The sequence below is a fragment of the Alteromonas sp. OM2203 genome (assembly GCF_048517045.1).
In the GTDB taxonomy this organism is placed as follows: domain Bacteria; phylum Pseudomonadota; class Gammaproteobacteria; order Enterobacterales; family Alteromonadaceae; genus Alteromonas; species Alteromonas gracilis.
This window is the reverse complement of the sequence record NZ_CP183209.1, coordinates 555,210-574,896: the sequence shown is the minus strand read 5'-3', so window position 1 is coordinate 574,896 and position 19,687 is coordinate 555,210. Positions and strand designations below refer to the sequence as shown.

17 protein-coding genes are annotated in these 19,687 nt (G+C 44.6%); 10 read left to right on the top strand and 7 right to left on the bottom strand.

The genetic code is table 11. The annotated features are described in order from the left end of the window. Positions 1-14: 14 nt before the first annotated feature. Positions 15-272 (bottom strand): 50S ribosomal protein L27, encoded by a 258-nt coding sequence (rpmA, locus tag ACM0P2_RS02610; protein WP_012517170.1) that lies wholly within the window; start codon positions 270-272, stop codon positions 15-17. Between the two features lie 15 nt (positions 273-287). After that, positions 288-599 carry a 50S ribosomal protein L21 gene (gene rplU, locus ACM0P2_RS02605; RefSeq protein WP_105930829.1) on the bottom strand — a complete coding sequence of 104 codons (312 nt, stop codon included), beginning with the start codon at positions 597-599 and terminating at the stop codon, positions 288-290. An 809-nt stretch (positions 600-1,408) separates the two neighbouring features. Here rplU and ispB point away from each other — a divergent pair. After that, the gene (ispB, locus tag ACM0P2_RS02600) at positions 1,409-2,383 is read left to right on the top strand and encodes an octaprenyl diphosphate synthase (RefSeq protein WP_419227682.1); all 975 of its coding nucleotides are present in this window, start codon (positions 1,409-1,411) and stop codon (positions 2,381-2,383) included. 181 nt (positions 2,384-2,564) lie between these two features. Here ispB and ACM0P2_RS02595 read toward each other — a convergent pair whose 3' ends face one another. From ACM0P2_RS02595 to ACM0P2_RS02585, 3 genes are all read right to left on the bottom strand, one after another. After that, entirely contained in the window at positions 2,565-3,281 is a 717-nt protein-coding gene (locus ACM0P2_RS02595; RefSeq protein ID WP_173360138.1) for a ZIP family metal transporter, read from the bottom strand. Positions 3,282-3,586: 305 nt separating this feature from the next. Continuing rightward, positions 3,587-4,918 carry a Xaa-Pro dipeptidase gene (gene pepQ, locus ACM0P2_RS02590; RefSeq protein WP_419227257.1) on the bottom strand — a complete coding sequence of 444 codons (1,332 nt, stop codon included), beginning with the start codon at positions 4,916-4,918 and terminating at the stop codon, positions 3,587-3,589. A 171-nt stretch (positions 4,919-5,089) separates the two neighbouring features. Continuing rightward, a complete protein-coding gene (locus ACM0P2_RS02585) occupies positions 5,090-7,153 on the bottom strand; it encodes a transglycosylase SLT domain-containing protein (RefSeq protein WP_419227256.1) in 2,064 nt (687 codons plus the stop codon). A gap of 495 nt (positions 7,154-7,648) precedes the next feature. On the opposite strand from ACM0P2_RS02585, the gene fadB reads away from it, so the two are divergent. Further along, positions 7,649-9,799: a fatty acid oxidation complex subunit alpha FadB gene (gene fadB, locus ACM0P2_RS02580; RefSeq protein ID WP_419227255.1), complete on the top strand. Its 2,151-nt coding sequence runs from the start codon at positions 7,649-7,651 to the stop codon at positions 9,797-9,799. 18 nt (positions 9,800-9,817) lie between these two features. Then, on the top strand, positions 9,818-10,981 hold the full coding sequence (fadA, locus tag ACM0P2_RS02575; protein ID WP_419227254.1) for an acetyl-CoA C-acyltransferase FadA: 1,164 nt from the start codon (positions 9,818-9,820) through the stop codon (positions 10,979-10,981). A 71-nt stretch (positions 10,982-11,052) separates the two neighbouring features. Here the strand turns inward: fadA and ACM0P2_RS02570 are convergent, their stop codons facing one another. Beyond that, complete coding sequence (locus tag ACM0P2_RS02570; RefSeq protein ID WP_159119625.1) at positions 11,053-12,021, bottom strand: integron integrase; 969 nt, start codon at positions 12,019-12,021, stop codon at positions 11,053-11,055. Positions 12,022-12,616: 595 nt separating this feature from the next. Between ACM0P2_RS02570 and ACM0P2_RS02565 the strand changes: the two genes are divergently transcribed. From ACM0P2_RS02565 to ACM0P2_RS02535, 7 genes are all read left to right on the top strand, one after another. After that, entirely contained in the window at positions 12,617-12,847 is a 231-nt protein-coding gene (locus ACM0P2_RS02565) for a hypothetical protein (RefSeq protein ID WP_044056456.1), read from the top strand. 988 nt (positions 12,848-13,835) lie between these two features. After that, positions 13,836-14,198, top strand: a complete 363-nt coding sequence (locus ACM0P2_RS02560; protein ID WP_419227253.1) for a hypothetical protein — start codon at positions 13,836-13,838, stop codon at positions 14,196-14,198. Between the two features lie 123 nt (positions 14,199-14,321). Further along, positions 14,322-14,681 (top strand): hypothetical protein, encoded by a 360-nt coding sequence (locus tag ACM0P2_RS02555; RefSeq protein WP_419227252.1) that lies wholly within the window; start codon positions 14,322-14,324, stop codon positions 14,679-14,681. A 538-nt stretch (positions 14,682-15,219) separates the two neighbouring features. After that, the gene (locus tag ACM0P2_RS02550; protein WP_173360141.1) at positions 15,220-15,834 is read left to right on the top strand and encodes an FMN-binding negative transcriptional regulator; all 615 of its coding nucleotides are present in this window, start codon (positions 15,220-15,222) and stop codon (positions 15,832-15,834) included. Between the two features lie 117 nt (positions 15,835-15,951). Then, the gene (locus ACM0P2_RS02545) at positions 15,952-16,317 is read left to right on the top strand and encodes a DUF7674 family protein (protein ID WP_419227251.1); all 366 of its coding nucleotides are present in this window, start codon (positions 15,952-15,954) and stop codon (positions 16,315-16,317) included. Between the two features lie 144 nt (positions 16,318-16,461). Further along, a complete protein-coding gene (locus ACM0P2_RS02540; RefSeq protein ID WP_201285098.1) occupies positions 16,462-16,869 on the top strand; it encodes a GNAT family N-acetyltransferase in 408 nt (135 codons plus the stop codon). A 631-nt stretch (positions 16,870-17,500) separates the two neighbouring features. Beyond that, on the top strand, positions 17,501-17,845 hold the full coding sequence (locus tag ACM0P2_RS02535) for a lactoylglutathione lyase (protein ID WP_419227250.1): 345 nt from the start codon (positions 17,501-17,503) through the stop codon (positions 17,843-17,845). Between the two features lie 411 nt (positions 17,846-18,256). On the opposite strand, the gene ACM0P2_RS02530 is transcribed toward ACM0P2_RS02535, so the two are convergent. Then, a complete protein-coding gene (locus ACM0P2_RS02530; protein WP_419227249.1) occupies positions 18,257-19,411 on the bottom strand; it encodes an IS110 family transposase in 1,155 nt (384 codons plus the stop codon). Positions 19,412-19,687: the final 276 nt, after the last annotated feature.

Here is a 19,687-nt window from a genome sequence, read left to right as displayed (position 1 = left end):
AGAAGCTTTCGCGCTTACTCAGCTACGATGCTTACAAACTTACGGTTTTTCGGTCCTTTAACGTCGAACTGAACTTTACCGTCTTTTAGTGCAAACAACGTGTGGTCTTTACCGATACCCATGTTGTCACCAGCGTGGAAACGAGTACCACGTTGACGAACAATGATGTTACCAGCAAGAACAGATTCGCCACCAAAGCGCTTAACACCTAGGCGTTTACTCTCTGAATCACGACCGTTTTTGGTACTACCACCAGCTTTTTTGTGTGCCATGTGTTCGTGCTCCTATTATGCGTTGATACCAGTGATTTTCACTTCTGTGAACCACTGACGGTGACCCGCTTGCTTACGAGAGTGCTTACGACGACGGAACTTAACGATTTTTACTTTATCGCCACGACCGTGTGTAACAACCTCAGCTGTCACCTTACCACCAGCAACGATTGGTGTGCCGATTTTTACGTCGTCACCGTTGCTTACCATTAAAACTTTGTCAAATTCAACCGATTCGCCTGGGGCTACTTCGATTTTTTCAAGACGAACGGTTTGGCCTTCGGCCACACGGTGTTGTTTACCGCCACTTTGGAAAACCGCGTACATAGTTAACTCCGCTCTGCGTCCACTGACGCTTCAATTCAAAAAACAGGGCGCGAATTGTACGTGAAACATCCGTAAATCACAAGCCCGATTCGCAGAAAAAATGATTATTTTTCCAACATGGGGCGAATTATGCCTCAATTGCTTATTTGATGCAGCTTCAAATGCGCATAATCATTGAAAAAACATCAATTTTTTTTAGAAAATGAAACTTAATTTCGAAATCTCAGAAAGAAAACATCGAGCTTTGAGCGGGTTTTATTGGCTAACATCGTATGGAAAACGCGTGGGATCCCGCGTCGCGGATCGGGTAATCTTGAAACAAAGATAATGGCGATCTATTTACGATCCCACGTTGAGATCGCATTACCTCCTTATATCAATCAGCTTCCTATCACGCTATCGCAGTTTTAATTTCTCGCCATCGCCGTTGCCCTAACGCTTAAGCCGATCTTTACTACACATATTGTCGATGCCGACAAACTTCTGCATTTCTTCAAATTACATGAGGCACCATACTTTTATCAAAAATGTGCTTTTGCCTTTAAAAATGATGGAAAGCGCCTAAAAAACATAAAATATAGTATGTGGGCTCTCAAAATAAGCGCGTAATGACTTAAACTAAATGAAATTGGATTTTAAAAGAAGGGATACGAGATAAGGCCTTTGGCTAATCGTATTTTAAAAATTACACGCAAAAACGTTAAGCCGTCATTTTTTAAGACAATTTGGTGGATAGTATAGGTGATTAAGGTACAATCGCGTTTAAATTATTGCCCAAGACGTAAGAGTAAGTATTTATTGCCATGCCTATGGATATAGTTCAAATCCGCGCCCTGTCTAATGACGATATGCAGGCGGTCAACCAGCTGATACAACAACAAGTCGACTCTGATGTTGCCCTTATCAATCAGCTTGGTTTTTACATTGTAAACAGTGGCGGCAAACGCTTACGCCCACTTCTTACCGTGTTGAGTGCCCGGGCAATGGGTATCGATAATAACGACCATCATACGCTTGCAGCTATTGTTGAATTTATTCATACCGCTACTCTTTTGCACGATGATGTGGTTGATGAGTCAACCATGCGACGAGGCCGAGAAACGGCCAATGCTATTTTCGGTAATCAAGCCTCGGTCTTAGTCGGCGATTTCCTATACACCCGCTCCTTCCAAATGATGGTGAGCCTTAAGCGCATGCGCGTAATGGAAATATTGTCGGAAGCCACAAATCAAATTGCTGAAGGCGAAGTTCTGCAATTGATGAACTGTAATGATGCAAGTACGACAGAGGCTCGTTACTTCGACGTCATTTACGGTAAAACAGCCCGCTTATTTGAGGCTGCGACTCAACTTGCTGCAGTGCTTACTGATCAAGATGAGCATATTGAGCACGCGATGCAAGAGTACGGCAAACACCTAGGTACCGCCTTCCAGCTAGCTGACGATATTCTTGACTACATGGCAGACAGTGAAGAAATGGGTAAGAATGCCGGTGACGATTTAGCAGAGGGCAAGCCGACGCTACCATTACTTTACGCCATGTGGCATGCGAAAAATGAAGAAGATAAAGTACTGATTCAAGAAGCCATCGAACAGAGCAATGGTTTGCCTCATTTAACGCGCATTCAACGCATTATGGAAGAAACCGGCGCGTTAGACTACACACGCGAGTGTGCGCAAAAAGAAGTGCAAATGGCCATAGATAGCTTAAATGCCATTAACGACTCTGAGTACAAAGACGCGCTTATTGCGCTGGCGCATATTTCAATTGAGCGCACAAGCTAGGGCGTGTGGTAACTAACACGCCTTTTTTGCTGTTAAACTTAGAAAAAATACAAAACGTGGGCTTTCACACTTATTGGTACACAAAACATCTCTGGTGCTTTAACAAGCCGTTTTAGTAAACATTTTTTCTGCATCAAATAAATATTACAGCGAAGTTTAGGCTAACCCCATTTTTGACAGGTTAGCCTTCAAGCATAAAGCCAATCATCCCCACCAAGAAACCAAGAATACCACCCAATGGCGGCAGCCAATGATTTTCCATTCGAATTTGCGGTGCGATATCTTGAAATACCGAGTACAAAATACCGCCTGCGGCAAATAGCATGATGCCGCTCATGATCACGGGGAACTGCGCAAGGTAATAAAACCCGAGCAGGCTAAACAGAGGCCCCAGTAACGCCATCAGCACAAAGATTACAATGAGCTTTGTGCTCCGCTTCTTATTTTTAGGCAGCATTTCTCGGTAAGCATTAAACCCTTCGGGCAGGTTTTGAACAGCAATTAATAGACCTAATAACATGGTGCCTCCGCCCAGCGCAGCGGTAGTACCAAGAGCAATTGATTCGGGCACAAAGTCGCTAAGCATGGCCGCTAACTGGCTGCCCGCAGTTTTCTTTTTGGCTAAATAAATATCAAGGGTCATAAAAGCAAGAGCACCGCCAACAAAGCACAATATGGCGGTAAAGACTGATACGTCTTTTATTCCTTCGGGCACAAGTACAAGACCCACCGCTGAAATTAGTGCGCCAGCGCCCAGGGCCAAAATTCCATGTCGCAATTCTTTCTCTAGCCACTTGGGCTGAATGCCTTTGTACGTGGCTAACATTGCCCCCGCAGGCATAGCAAGACCCGCTACCGTTGCCATTATGAGTAAACCTACAATGTCACCTTGTGGCATAAAGACTCCTTTCAACTATTTAAACTATCTACCATTGTTTACTTATAACAGCATCAATGGTTTACATAAAAGATAACGTTAACGGCCAGTTGCGCACGCAATGCGCCCAATGTACAGACGCCACATCTCAACTTTTTATTTAAGAAATGACTGCCATTACAAACCATCGGCAATTATCTGAGACTTATCACTCTAATCACTCTTATCAAATCTTGCGAGCTTAACGAAAAAGAGCAGCTTCATGCTGCTCTTTGATTTCACTATGACAATATTTACCCGCTAACAACGAGATACAGATTGCCCCATTAGTTTAAATCTAAATCTCGGGTCATGTTCTCGTTTTTATCGCGGTGCACAATAACATTGTCTTCAATGCGAATGCCGCCAAATGGCTTGTACGCCTCAATGGTATTCCAATTAATATACTTAGACGCAGGTGTCGCTTTAAGGTCGCGCAGAAGGCTCTCAATGAAATATAAGCCTGGCTCGATTGTGAACACCTGACGGGCCTCGACCATGCGTGTGCATCGCAAGAATGGGTGATCTTCAGGAGCAGGCTTAGGTGTGCCCCTGTCATCATTTACCAGCCCACCTACATCATGAACTTGTAGCCCCAAGAAGTGACCAATGCCGTGTGGGAAGAACGTGCGTGTAATCCCCATTTCTACGATTTCAGGTGGCGTTAAATTCACCATGCCGGTGTCATGAAGAATTTGCGCAATGCCATCGTGGGCTAACAAGTGAATGTCAGTGTAAGCTACACCCGGCTTCAACGAATCGACTAAAGTCAGCGTTACCTTGTCTACCGCCTGGATGAGGTCGCGGAACATCGCTGAATTATGAACAGAGTCTTGAGCGTAAGTACGGGTAATATCTGCCGCATAGCCATGATAATTTGCACCTGCATCAATCAAAAAGGAGCGTGACTCCTTTGGCGCTACCGTATCGCATTGCATGTAATGCAGAATTGAAGCATGCTCGTTGAGTGCCACAATGCTGGTGTACGGTACGTCGTTATCACCTTGTCTGCTAGCTGCTGCATAGGCAAGGTTAATATCGAATTCACTTTTGCCCTCACGAAAAGCTCGCTCAGCGGCTTTATGCCCTGCTACCGCCAGTTTGTTAGCTTCACGCATGCAGTCGAGTTCATAGTCGGTTTTATAAGCACGTTGATAGTGCAAATAATGCAACACGCGGTCTGGATTAACATTGTCAAAACCCAGCGCTTTGGCTACTTCGATGTATTCGCCGACATAGGCAAAACGGCTTTTATCGTAAGGCAGAAATTTCTCTACCGCATCGGCTTGTTGAAGTAGCTTAATGTCGAAGCTGTCAGTCCAGAAGTCATTAGGCTCTGGCGGCACTTTGTGCCAGAAATCTTCCGGACGATAAAAAATAAGCGTAGGTTTATCTACACCATTAACCACCAGCCAGCAGTTAGGGTTATCGATGACAGGTATCCACGCTTTGAACTGCGGGTTTACCTTGAACGGATAGTGGTTGTCGTCTAAGAAAAGGCGCTTGCCCTGCCCCGAGTGAATAACTAATCCGTCTAGTCCTTCTCGCTGAAGTGCTTCGCGAGTACGAGTTTGAAGCTCTTCGATATGCTGTTGGTAGGTTACTTGATGTTGCGACATAGCCCCTCTTATCTTTTTAGTCGTTAGGTGGAACACGCATCTAGTGTATCACGAGGCTTACATGACATGCATGTATGCCTCGCTTATTGCCTGGTTTGCAGGTTAAGGCCACCGACACGTTAAAGCGATATATTCGTAACGGCGCGTTTAAGCGTGCCTCATTGTATATCGCTAGCGTGGCGCCAGTTGCAGTGTTCCCGTTACCGGATGAGTACTTACCGCATCGGCCGAAGGGATCATATCGCGAGTGAGTTGAGGGAAGATATTCTCGTTTCCACCTAGCTGCTGGTCGTAAATGTGTTGATACGCCATTACCGCTTTCACGTAAGCACGGGTTTCCTTATAGGGGATATTCTCTATCCAAATATCCACAGGTAAGGATTCATTCGCGGGCAGCCATTCCAACACTTTACGCCATCCTGCGTTGTAAGAGGCTGACACCAGTACGGGATTGTTATTGAGCTTATCCATTAAATAACGAATGTATTGAACGCCGTACTCTACATTGTCATTTACCTTAAATAGCTCGCTTCTGCTCACCTTTTCTTTTGCCACGTAGCGTGCTGTACCTGGCATAAGCTGCATTAAACCTGCGGCGCCAACCGGCGATATGGCGTCGCTTCTGAACGAGCTTTCTCGACGTGCAATCGCCATAGCAAGCGACTTTGAAATGCTGTATGCCTCGGACTTTTCACTAAATACATCGTTGAAGGCCAGCGGGAATCGACGCTCGACGTCATCCCAGTAGCCACTGCGTGCAAAGCTGGTGATAGCCTGATCGTACAGCCCCCACTCGTAAGCTAATATGCCCGCATCGGTTACTTTCGAGTCGGGTAAGTGGGCAAGCAAATAATACCATTCTCTGCGTGCTTCTGTAGGTCTGTCTAGCCTAAAAAACTCAACCGCGCGCATGGTCGCAGGGGTTTTCGCCACGCTAGCGATGGCTGCCGTATCTCTTGGCGCTGGGGTATGCACTAGCGACGGAATTTCGCCAATGTGCGCGCTCGCCATAAAACCGTAGTAATGACGCTCTTGGGCAAGCTCTTTGTAAAGCACCGTTGCTTGCATAGTTTGGCCAAGCGCCTCTAGGGCACGGGCCTTCCAGTAGCGATAGTTTTCCTCTCGCTGCAAACTTGCTGGCGCATTATCAATAACATCCACCACTTCTTGCCATTTTTTCGTGCGAAGTAAATGGGAAATGTGCCAGAGTTTTATATCTTCACTAGCGCCATCGATATCGGCAAGCTCTAACCAATGATGAGCCTGAGGAAGACGGTCTAAAGTGTAGCTAAGCGCTATTGCTCTTCGCATAACGTGCTGCTGTGCTTTCGAAAAGACTTTTTTATCGTTGTAGCGGGTAAATACTTTGCCTGCTAAATCAGGGTTTCGCCACGCAAGCTTTTCTACCGCCCAGACTATGACTTCTGCTTCATGCGATGTGTTTTTTAGGGGAAAAAGCGCCGTTCTATTTACTCGGCTTGTATCTCGAGTGACAGATAACCAAGCGTCTGCAAGGTACTGCTTATCACTAGGTAATTGGCGCTTAAGATAAGAAATAATAGCTCGGTTATCTTCCTTCGCAGCAATTTCAATGCGCTTGATTACCATTTCAGGTGTCATCATGCCCGCTTTTTTCCACTTAGCAAAAAGCGGATCGCACTCCTCGGGTTGGGACTGACCATGAAGCCAAAGTGCGTCAACCTCATGTAAAACGGTCTTTTCGCTTTCCCCCTCTTTTAAGCGATAATTTAACGCGATACATGTGAGCCTTGCGCCCATACCCGAACGGTAGTTTTCTAAAAATGTACTGCGATAATCGTTTTTCGCTAGGTAGTTAAGCCATTTATAACGCACACCATAACTAACAGGCTGCCCATCAAAATCTTCTAAAAACTGCTTAACCTCGCGCTTTGTTCTTATTGACATCGTGCGCTCTAGTTTAAGGCGCAACAAATAAGGGTAAAGTGGATAGTGTGCTAAATCGTAAATATCGTTATCGAGATGCTGAACGCTGCGCTTTGAATAGGTTAATAACTTTTTCTCGACATCTAGATAGCGAGCGCGCTCTTGTTCAAAAATATCATTGGGAAGCGTTAACGGCTGTGAAGCCCATGCGCTGAGAGAAAGAAGTGAAAAAAGTGAACCGACAAAGGCCCCTGCGAACATGGCGGCCGTTTTCTTTATATTTGCCGGCGAACGCCGACCTAACCACGAATTAAAATAAAAATCAGACACAATAGAACTCCTACCCTGCTCTACACTCGAACGCCTGTGAGCGTTGGCGACATTGCCATAACGAGCTAATTGTAAAATGTTGCTGAAAAAGCAGCATTGCGACTAAAGAACCACACACGTTTTTAAAACGAAAGGAGAACTCTAGCCTGGCTCCTTGCCAATGAAGATGTTGTGCCAGCTGTCGTTAGCTATGCTTTACACGCATAGTTGACATGATTGTAGATTATTCTTTTGCTGGATTGGCGCTTTGCACCAATTATGCTCATTATACAACCACCATTGCCGAAATGAAGCTTGAATTTGACATTTACACTTGAATTTAAGTCATCGGACCACTACCTTAGACAAAATAAAACGATTGTTTGATTTTTTGTTGAAATTTTGTGTGGCTTTGTAAAGAATCTAGCCACCCTAACGCGTTAGTGAATGCATACGACCCTACAATTCAGTTGGATTAGTTCACTAACATCCTGGCCAATGCCGAAGGAGATGATAATGATATACACAGGCAAAAGTCTTTCCGTCAGCCTGTTAGATGACGGCTTTGCTGAGCTGGTATTCGACGCCCAAGGTTCAGTAAACAAGTTCGACCGCCAAACGGTGACAGAACTTGATGAAGCAACTCAAGCCCTACTTGCTAAAGGCGACATTAAAGGCTTAGTAGTTCGCAGCGCAAAATCTGCATTTATCGTAGGTGCTGATATCACCGAGTTCACTGGCTTATTTGCCATGGACGATGCTGAAGTACTACAGTGGGTTGCTAATACGTCACAAGTATTTGACCGCTTCGAAGACCTACCTTTCCCTACCATCGCTGCAGTTAACGGTTTCGCGCTAGGCGGCGGTTGTGAAATGGCATTGGCGTGTGACATGCGTATTGCAGACACAACAGCTTCAATTGGCTTACCAGAAGTTAAATTAGGCCTTATGCCTGGTTTTGGTGGTACGGTTCGCCTACCTCGCCTAATTGGTGCAGATAACGCCCTTGAGTGGATGACGACTGGACGCGACAGAAAAGGTGCAAAAGCCCTTGCTGAAGGCGCAGTTGACGCAGTAGTAGCACCAGAAGCACTTGTTGAAGGTGCACTTTCAATGGTGAAAGACGCCGCTGATGGTAAATTTGACTGGCAAGCACGTCGAGCAGTTAAGAAAGCCCCGCTACAGCTAAACAAAAACGAAGCCATGATGAGTTTTTCTACCGCACAAGCCATGGTATTTGCTCAAGCCGGTAAACACTACCCAGCTCCGCACAAAATGGTTGAGACGGTACAAAAAGCAGCAGGCCTTGACCGCGACGGCGCACTTAAGCTTGAAAATGAAGGCTTTGTAGCGCTTGCGAAAACCGACGCTGCGAAAGCACAAATTGGTATTTTCCTTGCCGACCAGCTAGTTAAGAGCAAAGGCAAGAAGCAAGCAAAAGCAGCCACTAAGCAGTCTAAGCTTAACGCTGTACTAGGTGCAGGCATCATGGGCGGCGGTATTGCATACCAAAGCGCAGTGAAAGGCACACCGGTAATCATGAAAGACATCAATCAAGGCGCACTAGACCTTGGTCTTTCAGAAGCAGCGAAAATTCTTGGTAAAGGTATGCAGCGCGGTAAAGTCGATGCGACTAAAATGGCGCAAACACTTAACGCTATCACGCCTACCCTTGAGTACAGCACACTTAAAGATGCAGACCTTGTAATTGAAGCGGTTGTAGAAAACCCGAAAGTAAAAGGTATTGTACTAAAAGAAGTAGAAGAGAACGTAGCAGACGACGCTATCATCACTTCAAACACTTCGACTATCTCTATCAACCAGCTAGCTGAAAGCTTAGACAAGCCAGAGCGCTTCTGTGGTATGCACTTCTTCAATCCAGTGCACCGCATGCCGCTTGTTGAAATTATTCGTGGCGAAAAAACGTCAGAAGAAACCATCAATGCAGTAGTAGCCGCTACCCTTAAAATGGGCAAAACCCCTATTGTGGTTAACGACTGCCCAGGGTTCTTGGTAAACCGCGTATTGTTCCCATACTTTGCGGGCTTCAGTAAACTTCTTATCGACGGCGCAGACTTTGTTGCGGTTGATAAAGTAATGGAAAAAATCTTCGGCTGGCCAATGGGCCCTGCTTACCTAATGGACGTTGTAGGTATCGACACTGGCGATCACGCGGCAGACGTTATGGCAGCGGGTATTCCAGAGCGTATGGCTCGCCTAGACAACGACCCTGTAACCTTGTTCTATAAAGAGAAGCGTTTAGGTCAGAAGAACGGTAAAGGTTTCTACAACTACGGTGTTGATAAGCGCGGCAAGCCGTCTAAAACACCAGCTGAAGAAGCATATGCACTAATGGCGCCACACGTAGCTGAGAAGACAGACTTTGAAGCTGACGACATTATTGCACGCCTTATGATCCCTATGGCAAACGAAGCAATTCGCTGCTTAGAAGAAGGTATTGTAGATAGCGCAGCTGAAGCTGATATGGCGCTACTTTACGGCTTAGGTTTCCCTCCATTCCGCGGTGGTATTTTCCGTTGGATTGAAACCATTGGCTTGGCGAACTTCGTTGCTATGGCAGACAAGTACGCTGAACTTGGTCCTATTTATCAGATCTCAGACGGCGTTCGTGAAATGGCCGCTTCTGGTAAATCCTATTTCGCATAAGACCCGGAGGAAAAACTAATGAAAGAAGTGGTCGTAATCGATTGCGTACGTACCCCTATGGGTCGTTCAAAAAACGGTGTTTTCAGAAATGTGCGTGCAGAAGACCTATCTGCAGCGCTAATGACCGCGCTACTAGAGCGTAACCCTGGTGTAAACCCAGCGGAAATTGAAGACATCATTTGGGGCTGTGTTCAGCAAACTAAAGAACAAGGCTTCAACGTTGCACGTAACGCGCAACTATTAACACAAATTCCACGCACAACAGGCGCGGTAACGGTAAACCGTTTATGTGGTTCATCAATGCAAGCCCTTCACGATGCAACAAGCGGCATCATGAGCGGCCGTGGTGACATTTACATGATTGGTGGTGTTGAGCACATGGGTCACGTACCGATGAACTACAACATCGACTTCCACCCAGGCCTTGCTAAGTACACGGCAAAAGCGTCCGGTATGATGGGGATGACTGCCGAGCTACTTGGCCGTCAAAACGGTATTACTCGTGAACAACAAGACGCATTTGGCGCGCGATCGCACCAACTAGCACACAAAGCACACCTTGAAGGCCGCTGGGCTAACGAGATTGTGCCTGTTGAAGGTCACGATGCAAACGGCGTATTAAAGCTTATTGACTACGATGAAGTAATTCGCCCAGAAAGCACTGTTGAAAGCATGGCAGCACTTCGCCCAGTATTCGACCCAGTTAACGGTACCGTTACTGCGGGTACGTCTTCTGCGCTGTCTGACGGTGCATCGGGCATGCTACTTATGTCAGCAGACCGAGCGAAAGAGCTTGGCCTAACACCACGTGCGAAAATTCGTGCAATGGCTGTGGCTGGTTGTGATGCGGCAATTATGGGTTACGGCCCAGTTCCAGCAACACAAAAAGCCCTTAAGCGTGCTGGCCTTACTATGGACGATATTGAACTTGCAGAGTTTAACGAAGCGTTCGCGGCACAGGCACTATCGTGCATTAAGCAACTAGGTTGGATGGACCACCTAGATACTAAGATTAACCTTAACGGTGGTGCTATTGCACTTGGTCACCCTCTAGGTTGTTCTGGTTCACGTATCTCGGGTACGCTTATCAACCTAATGGAATCACAAGACGTAAGCCTAGGCTTAGCGACTATGTGTATTGGTTTAGGCCAAGGTATTGCTACCGTATTTGAGCGTGTATAAGCGTTTAAATAGCTAAATGTTTAAAAGGGCCTTCGGGCCCTTTTTTATTGACTGTAATTTGCCTGTGCAAGTTACTTCAAAACGCGAGATAAAGGACTTACCACGCCCTGCGCCCCTTGCTGAAGCACATGAGTATAAATTTGCGTAGTCTTTACGTCTGAATGTCCTAATTGTGTTTGCACCGTTCTAATATCAGCCCCAGATTGCAGCAAATGCGTTGCAAAAGAGTGGCGCAGCGTGTGAGGCGTAACTTTCTTTTTAATGTCACAGGCTTTAGCAGTATTGCGTATCGCTTTTTGTATACTCGACTCATCAATATGGTGCCGTCGCACTCTTTTGTTTTCAGGATCGACAGATAACCGAGAAGAGGGAAATAAATAATGCCAGCCTAACTCTCTGGGCGCGTTTTTGTATTTCAAACGCAGCCGGTGAGGTAGATAAACCCCCGCGTATTTCGGGTTCTCAAGATCAGCCGCCAAGAAGTTTTCTACCATCGCGATTTGCCGTGTGAGGGCCGGCTTTAGCTCAGCAGCCAACGTTACAATGCGATGCTTGCCGCCTTTTCCATCCCAAATGCGAATAGCATTGTAGTCAAAATCAATGTCTTTAACTCGTAGCCTAACCGCTTCCATTAGTCTTAAACCACTTCCGTACAATAAGGATATAGGTAATTTTAGGTTGGCAGGGATTTGCTCAAAAAGAGAGACGACCTCTTCCTGTGTTAATACAACTGGAAGTTTGGCCTGCCTGCGACTTGAAACAAAGTTAAGTTCGCAAGAAAGCGGGCGCTCCAATATATCGCGATATAAAAAGGCCAACGCATTTAGCGCGCTCGCCTGAGTGGCAGGAGCTACATTTTTAGCGTTTACTAAGTGAGACAGAAACACTTCAACTTCTTTGTCTCCCATTTCAGAAGGGTGCCTATTATTGTTAAAGCGAATAAAGCTTATGATCCATTTGCTATAGAGTTCTATCGAACGCTTTGCATAGCGACGGTTGTACATATGCTCTATCACCATTTGCATAAACATTGATTTCATTTTTTTGAATTTTATTACTGTAAATAAATACAGAATTACGGTTTTTGGCTCGACCGTAAAATAAAAAGGAAAGATTCCGTACTTAAGTACAGTATTTTCAGTTACTAAGTGTAGGTTATTGATGAAAGTGTATTTCTATGCGAAGGTAATAAGATTGTAAAAGTGATATACGGAAATTATCCACCTTGCATAAAGGATTTTTTCCTTACACTAAATTGTTATGTGCCAAAGTTTATTTAGATTCCGAAGCAGAAATTTCGTATCGTTTAAAACAAGGAAAGTTGAGTGAGAAAAATAGTCAATATTTCAAAGAAGAAGCACTGGTTCTCTACTGAGCCAGATCTGGAGCTTTTAAATCAACAGATTGAGGAAATTGAAAGAGACGGCTGGACTGTAATTTCTATTGTGACCAACTGTAATTTATTTGGCGCCATAAGCTCTTATTCACTTCTGTTGGAACATACGAGCTAGTGGCACATAACAAAAAAATAAAGTCACTCACTTCGTTCGTTGGGACGCAAACATGTGGGCTGCTCACTTCGTTCGGATTTTAGCCCACATGCCTGCGCCCCTTATTTAAAAGTTATGTAGCACGATGAGAATTGAACTCCAAGAACTGAAAGAAGAAATGATTGCCCGAGGCGTGAACGAGTCAATCTATGCAATAGACACCCTTCCATCTTACGAAGGATTCTGTATTTATGATGCACGTAGTGAAATTGAAGTATTCTATTTTGAGCGCGGGAACCGCTTTGAACTACAACGTTTCAAGGATGTTCAAGAAGCAATAACATGCTTCAAACAATTGGTTTTTAATGAGAAATAGGCTGTATTGGGCTGTGCAACATAACAACTCAATAAACTCACTCACTTCGTTCGCTGGGACGCATACACGCAGGGCGGCTTCGCCATTATGCCCTACGTGCCTGCGCCCGTTATCGAAAAGTTAGGCGTCATTTACTTACAGCATTAAAAAGTAGGTTTAACTGTGACATTCGAGCATCAAGGTTGTTTCGCTAGGTTGTCGTTACAGCTTACTTTTTCGGTAGTTTCAACGGCTTTGGCAACGTGCTTTTCATCAACACCGCAACGCCAACATTCAACATTACTAGCCGTCTAAACTCGCTCTTTTATCCAGCATTGTCGTTAACATCTGGCATTTCGCACAGGGTTGTTTTATCTTAATTTCAACAATTTAAATAAGTGGCCTTATCGGCTAGTGTTGGCAGCAAAGCTGCGTACGTTCCTTTGTACGCCTAACAAAACGCTGTTGGCACTCCCTTCGGTCGCTTGGACGCTAACACGTGGGCTGACTCACTTCGTTCGGATTTTAGCCCACGTGCTAGCGCCCCAAAGCTTAGCGTTATAAGGCGTCAGCCTAAACTGCGTTTGGCTTTATGAAAATCCCAGTGGAACTACCCTCTCCTGTTTTCATTAACATCGCTCTGGCTTGTGGTAGGTTTAAATCCGCCGCTTTCACTTTAAAGGTGGTGTAATAGGCGCTTTATCGCCAAGTTCTTATTTTGAGTCAGCAAGCGCCATTACACTCGATAGTCCAACTGGCGGCTAGCTTCAGTCAAATCAAAAACATCACTGCAAAGTCGTTTTGCTTGTTTGTATTAACAATCAATCGTATGCTGGCTTCATCAGTTTTTAAACAGACCAAAGGAACTGGCTCTGCTTCTAACAAAGCGCTCAAGTTCACTCCCTTCGGTCGCTGGGACGCTAACACGTGGGCTGACTCACTTCGTTCGGATTTTAGCCCACATGCTAGCGCCCCTTAGCTTTAAGTTATGTTCTACAAGGATAAGTTGATGAATAAGCTCTTTATATCACTGTTACCTTTACTATTATTAATTACTTCCACGCCAGTTAAGGCTGCTCAAGATATCGCAGAATTGGAAAAATTAGCTAGTACCTCAGATAAGCTTGCAAGCATAGCTAAGGAATGCAAAACATCGGAGGACACTTCTTCCTCTTCCTGCAGAGAATTTATTAAGGAATTTAACAAAGGGAACGTTAATATACAGATTAAACTCTTTAGTAAAAATCTTAAGCAAAATTTTTCTTTAGACAAAGATTTAGCATTAAAAACATTAACGTCTATAGGTGTTATTTCAGAAGCATTAACGTTTGTGTTTGAAGAAAAAACAAAGGAAGTAAAAGGGCGAACATAACAAAAAAATTAAGTCACCCGCTTCGCGGCCTGGGACGCAAACATGTGGGCTGCTCACTTCGTTCGGATTTTAGCCCACATGTCTGCGCCCCTTATTTAAAAGTTAGCAGTCAAAAGGAATTTTATGCTTTGTTTGTTTTTAGGAAATGCAATTGTTGGCTTCTTCATTCTTCTTGGCATACCAATGGAAGATAAGCTTTCTACTGGGCAATACATATTTCTCATCGCCTTTTCTATATTCTTAGATTTTCTACCAACCTTGGGCTATTTACTTGGAAGGCGTTTATCTAAAACTACGAAAATTCATTGGGAAACTTTGCTTTTTCTAGGTGTTGTTGTGGGTTTGTTTACGCAAGTTGTATTACCTGAACTAGGCTTTGGCGTACCCGAAGATAGTTCACTTTGGTACGTTTCTGCCATTTTGTTTTTTGCAGTCGCTTTCATACCTCCAAAAATTGAAAAATGGCGGTTTAAATCGGCATGACTGCTAACAAGTCAATAAACTCGCTCACTTCGTTCGCTGGGACGCATACACGCAGGGCGGCTTCGCCATTTTGCCCTACGTGCCTGCGCCCGTTATTGAAAAGTTAGGCGTCATTTACTTACAGCAGAAAAAAGTGGGTTTAAGCGTGACATTCCAGCATAAAGGTTGTTTCGCTAGGTTGTCTTCACAGCTGGCTTTCTCAGTTATTTTCACGACTTTAGCAACGCGTTTTTCATCAACACCGAAATGCCAACATTCTGCATCACCAGTATTCTAAACTCGCTCTTTTATCCAGCATTAACGTTAACATCTGGCATTTCGCACAGGGTTGTTTTATCTTAAATTCAATAATTTAAACACGCGGTCTATTTGGCTAGTGGTGGCAGCAAAGCTGCGTACGTTCCTTTGTACGTCTAACAAAACGCTGTTGGCACTCCCTTCGGTCGCTGGGACGCTAACACGGGGCCGCTTCGCGATTATAGCCCCATGTTAGCGCCCCAAAGCTTAGTGTTAGCTGCCATTAGCATTAAGGACTTGAATGTACACCCCAAAAAACATGGAAATTCCAGATATTCATTCAATTAGTGCGTTTATATCGGAGTTTGGTTTTGGTACGTTAATCACTCAAGATTTAGAGGCAACGCGCCTTCCTCTAATTTTTGATACCTCAGAAAATGAAAGTGGCTGCATAATTGGGCACATGGCTCGAGCTAACCCACAATGGAAAGATTTATCTGGAAAGAAAGTATCTGTTCTATTTAATGGGCCGCATTCATATATTTCTCCTACTTGGTATTCTTCAAAACCAGCGGTCCCAACATGGAACTACGCGTCAGTGCATTGTTTTGGAATATTTCATGAACTGGATGCAACTGAAACGCTAAGGGCAATAAACTCATTAGTTCATAAGTACGAGCCTGAGATATTAGATAGCTCAGAACTCATGCCGCAAGAATATATTCAAAGATTATTAAAGGCAGTGGTTGGATTCAAAGTAGTTGTAACCGAAATTCACGGAAAAGAAAAACTGGGTCAGCACAAGAAAAGCGAAGATCAAGTTGGCGTTTATAAAGCATTACTTGGTAGCCAAAACAACGATTCAGTTCAGCTCGCAAATTATATGAAACAGCGGGGAGTAGGCCATGGCAGCTAACAATACGCTGTTGCCGCTCACTTCGTTCGCTGGGACGCCTATACGTGGGGCGGCTTCGCCATTATGCCCCACGCATCAGCGCCCCAAAGCTTAGCGTTAGGTGCTTCAGGGAAATCAATGGCTAAATCAGAAATAAGACGATTCTTAAAAGAAATCCGCACTAAGTTTCCTGACGTTGTTCCTCTTATGGAAAAACATGAGAGTTGGGCGCTTACATTTCTAATGGAAGAGTTCGCAAATTTGACAACTATTTTGTTAAACCAAGGCGACTTAGAAGAAGCACTTGAGCAGTTGCAGTACATGAGCGAGAAACTAGATACTGCAACCAAGGCGGAATTCGAGTACATAGATGTATATTATACAGAGCACTTATTCTGGAAAGGTACCAAAGAAGGTATTGAACGTGGCTGGCCTCTCGTACCAGATAATCTCAGAAAATTGTACTTGGACTTTCATGGTAAACCACCTAGGGTAGTGGTTTAAAAATGCACGCACCTAACAAAAAAATCAAGTTCGCCCGCTGCGCGGGCTGGGACGCAAACATGTGGGCTGCTCACTTCGTTCGGATTTTAGCCCACATGCCTGCGCCCCTTATTTAAAAGTTAGGGCAAAAGGACTATTCCCACAGTGATTATTTTAAAAGAAGAGCCGCCAAACGCGATTGATTTTACTTCAATAAGAAATGCCATTGGCTGGAAAAATCCAGAGTTGTTATTCGTTCAACGCAGCATAGATTCTTCTTTATTTTGGGTTTCATTGTACCTAGATAATGAACTCGTTGGTTGTGGCCGAGTGATTGGTGACAATTCTATGTTCTTTTATATCCAAGACGTCATTGTTCACCCAAAACATCAAAAACTTGGCCTAGGTTCTAAAATAATGCAGTCTATTAATAATTACCTAACTTTAAACTGCCCACCGGGGTCAACTATTGGACTTTTTTCAGCATATGGAAAAGAAAAGTTCTATGAAAAATTTGGGTTCCAATCACGAACTGGTGAAACTCTTGGCTTTGGCATGTGCAGGTTTATTTAGCCAAAGCCCTAACAAAGCGCTGTTGCCACTCACTCCGTTCGCTGGGACGCATACACGGGGCCGCTTCGCGATTATAGCCCCGTGCCTGCGCCCCAAAGCTTAGTGTTATGAGCCACAGGGAGTTTTAGATTGGCAGCTTTTTTTGTAACTGTTTTTGTTCTGACCTTCCTATGGGTCGAACTTAATTATTACGTTTTACGCTGTTATGGACACAAGTTTACGATACTCCTGTCTTTTACTGGTGGCTTTGTAGGTTGTATTTATTCATATTTTTCTTCTTCCGACTACGTCATTGAAACGAGACAGATGGCCTTAATCAGCTTCAGTCTAATAATGTTTTTTGTACCAGTAATTGTTTTACATATTGCTTCGTGGCTAACATTAAATGTAAAACCTAAGACAAGGCATATAATTGCAACTTGTCTAGCAATGGTTAACACTATGGCTTGGCCATTTTTTGGCGTTGTAACAGGCTGTTATGTACAGCTAGATTGCATTTAACATGGCTTATAACAAACAAATTAAGTCTCTCGCTGCCGCTCGCTGGGACGCAAACACGTGGGCGGCTTCGCCATTTTCGCCCACGCGCCTGCGCCCCTTATTTGGAAGTTAGCTGCCTTTGGAAAGAATCATGGATGTATTAGATATAAAAACATTTGTTCCAAGTAAGGATTACGAAGCCTCAAAGTCTTTCTACTCGGAAATTGGATTCAAATCCGAATCCATAAACGACGATCTCACACTTTTCGAAAATGGAGATTGTTTTTTCCTCTTGCAACGCTTCTATAATGAAGACTTGGCCAAAAACTTCATGTTGCAAATTTGCGTCTCTGACGTCTACGATGCGTATGAGTTATGCGCAAAGTCCGAACACAAAACTAAAATAACCCCAGTCCAACAAGAAGCCTGGGGAAAGGTTTTTTATTTATGGGGGCCAGTTGGTGAACTGTTGCATATTACGCAGTTGGGCAGCTAACAAAACGCTGTTGGCACTCACTTCGTTCGCTGGGACGCAAACACGGGGCCGCTTCGCGATTATAGCCCCGTGCCTGCGCCCCAAAGCTTAGCGTTGGTATGACTCCCTTTGTCAACCCTGAACGAGCGTATCCCTGACATTCTTTCAGTCCATAATTAGCTTTGTTTCTCACTTAAAATAAATGAGCTAACGCACCGGATGAGGCAGTAATGTCGTCGGTTAGTATGCTGGTATTCGTAGGTTACTCATTCGTTGAATGAGCAGTGCTGACCTTACATGTTCCGCCGTAGCACCTTCTCATCAGTCTATGCTCGTGGGTCAATCACGATTAAGTGATTGCCATCATAACGCCCTCGTAGGTTGTGCCACATCCCGCGGCCTGATCCGAATGCGTTAGCTCAAACTCGTTTATCATGCAGGTACTCGGCTCAGTCTTAGTTTTGGATTAACCGGAGTAAGTACCACTTCCTTTGCAATGGCCCATATGTAAGCCGCCATCTCCCTAGCTATCGCGGTAATGATTAAATTGTAGTGTTTACCTTTTTTACTCATACGATGATAGCGTTTGCACAGACGCAATTGTGCTTTCCAAGCAATATCGACGATGTCTTTGGGTAAGCCTTCTTGCCTTAACTGTAATTCGGTAGAGACATTCGCTGGATAGCGATAGCTGTGCGCACCTTCAATTAGTAGACGCCTTGCTCTGCCGTTACCTGCTTTGGTAATGGCACCTAAGTGACGTTTACCACCGGAGGATTGTTCGCTGGGCACTAAACCTAAATACGCCATGAGTTTTCTTGGGTGATCGAAGCGGTGTAAATCACCAAGCTCTGCCACCACACCAACGGCGACTAGCAATCGAACGCCACGCATAGCCTGAATAGCCTTCACCACAGGATAATAACGCCACTGGTGAACGTGATGGGTTAACTCATTGTCGAGCCTTTCTAGCCGGCGAATACGCTCTTCTATGGTTTGCAATTGTTCCTGCAAGACAATTTGCTGGGCAGGATGAGGCAATATGAGTTCGGTAAGCCAGCGCAGATGCTTCTTGGACCAATTGGCCGTGCCTTCGTAACGAATGTTGTTGCGAAGCAGTAAGGCTTTAAGCTGATACTTGGCTTCTTTTAAATCCTTCATTGCTGCTTCACGGGCTCGGGACAAATCTCGAACTGCTTCATCCTCCGGCTCAGGCACATAGATGGGTGTAAGGTCTTCAGATTTTAGTGACCTAACGAGTTTAAGCGCATCCCTGCGATCGGTTTTAATTCGCTCCCCTGGCTTTTTAGGGATAAGAGATGGAGCCACGACATAGCAACAATGTCCCAAGCTCGTAATCAGCCGGTAAATCCAATAACCACACGGTCCAGCTTCATAAACAACGTGAAGCGTTGCGCCAGGATATTTGGATTCAAACTGGCGGAGCAGCTTCTTTACACTGACCTTAGACGAGGGAATACGCCCATAATGAACTGGTGTCGCTCCACGCTGTTCTTCACAATAAGCAACCTCATGAAACTCTTTATGCGTATCCAACCCGATAAAAATCATGCTATGTTTGTTCATGCTAGCCTCCAAATTGATTTAGTATTGAACAAACTAATTATGGCTCTGGCTGAAAAGTTAACCCACGAAAATGCGGAGGCTAGCATTTCTCAGGGAGTCATTGTGTCTAGGCGTCATTTACTTACAGCATTAAAAAGTAGGTTCAACCGTGACATTCCAGCATCAAGGTTGTTTCGCTAGGTTGTCTTTGCGGCTAGCACATATTGCTGTTTAAGCGACTTTAGCAACGTGCTTTTCATAAACACCGCAACGCCAACATTTAACAATACAAGTTAT

Coding starts and splice junctions, on each gene's coding strand:
- ACM0P2_RS02555 (WP_419227252.1), top strand. CDS start 14,322: ATGCTTTGTTTGTTTTTAGGAAATGCAATTGTTGGCTTCTTCATTCTT.
- ispB (WP_419227682.1), top strand. CDS start 1,409: ATGGATATAGTTCAAATCCGCGCCCTGTCTAATGACGATATGCAGGCG.
- fadA (WP_419227254.1), top strand. CDS start 9,818: ATGAAAGAAGTGGTCGTAATCGATTGCGTACGTACCCCTATGGGTCGT.
- pepQ (WP_419227257.1), bottom strand. CDS start 4,918: ATGTCGCAACATCAAGTAACCTACCAACAGCATATCGAAGAGCTTCAA.
- ACM0P2_RS02595 (WP_173360138.1), bottom strand. CDS start 3,281: ATGCCACAAGGTGACATTGTAGGTTTACTCATAATGGCAACGGTAGCG.
- ACM0P2_RS02570 (WP_159119625.1), bottom strand. CDS start 12,021: ATGAAATCAATGTTTATGCAAATGGTGATAGAGCATATGTACAACCGT.
- ACM0P2_RS02535 (WP_419227250.1), top strand. CDS start 17,501: ATGGATGTATTAGATATAAAAACATTTGTTCCAAGTAAGGATTACGAA.
- ACM0P2_RS02550 (WP_173360141.1), top strand. CDS start 15,220: ATGTACACCCCAAAAAACATGGAAATTCCAGATATTCATTCAATTAGT.
- fadB (WP_419227255.1), top strand. CDS start 7,649: ATGATATACACAGGCAAAAGTCTTTCCGTCAGCCTGTTAGATGACGGC.
- rpmA (WP_012517170.1), bottom strand. CDS start 272: ATGGCACACAAAAAAGCTGGTGGTAGTACCAAAAACGGTCGTGATTCA.
- ACM0P2_RS02560 (WP_419227253.1), top strand. CDS start 13,836: ATGAATAAGCTCTTTATATCACTGTTACCTTTACTATTATTAATTACT.
- ACM0P2_RS02530 (WP_419227249.1), bottom strand. CDS start 19,411: ATGAACAAACATAGCATGATTTTTATCGGGTTGGATACGCATAAAGAG.
- rplU (WP_105930829.1), bottom strand. CDS start 599: ATGTACGCGGTTTTCCAAAGTGGCGGTAAACAACACCGTGTGGCCGAA.
- ACM0P2_RS02565 (WP_044056456.1), top strand. CDS start 12,617: ATGAGAATTGAACTCCAAGAACTGAAAGAAGAAATGATTGCCCGAGGC.
- ACM0P2_RS02545 (WP_419227251.1), top strand. CDS start 15,952: ATGGCTAAATCAGAAATAAGACGATTCTTAAAAGAAATCCGCACTAAG.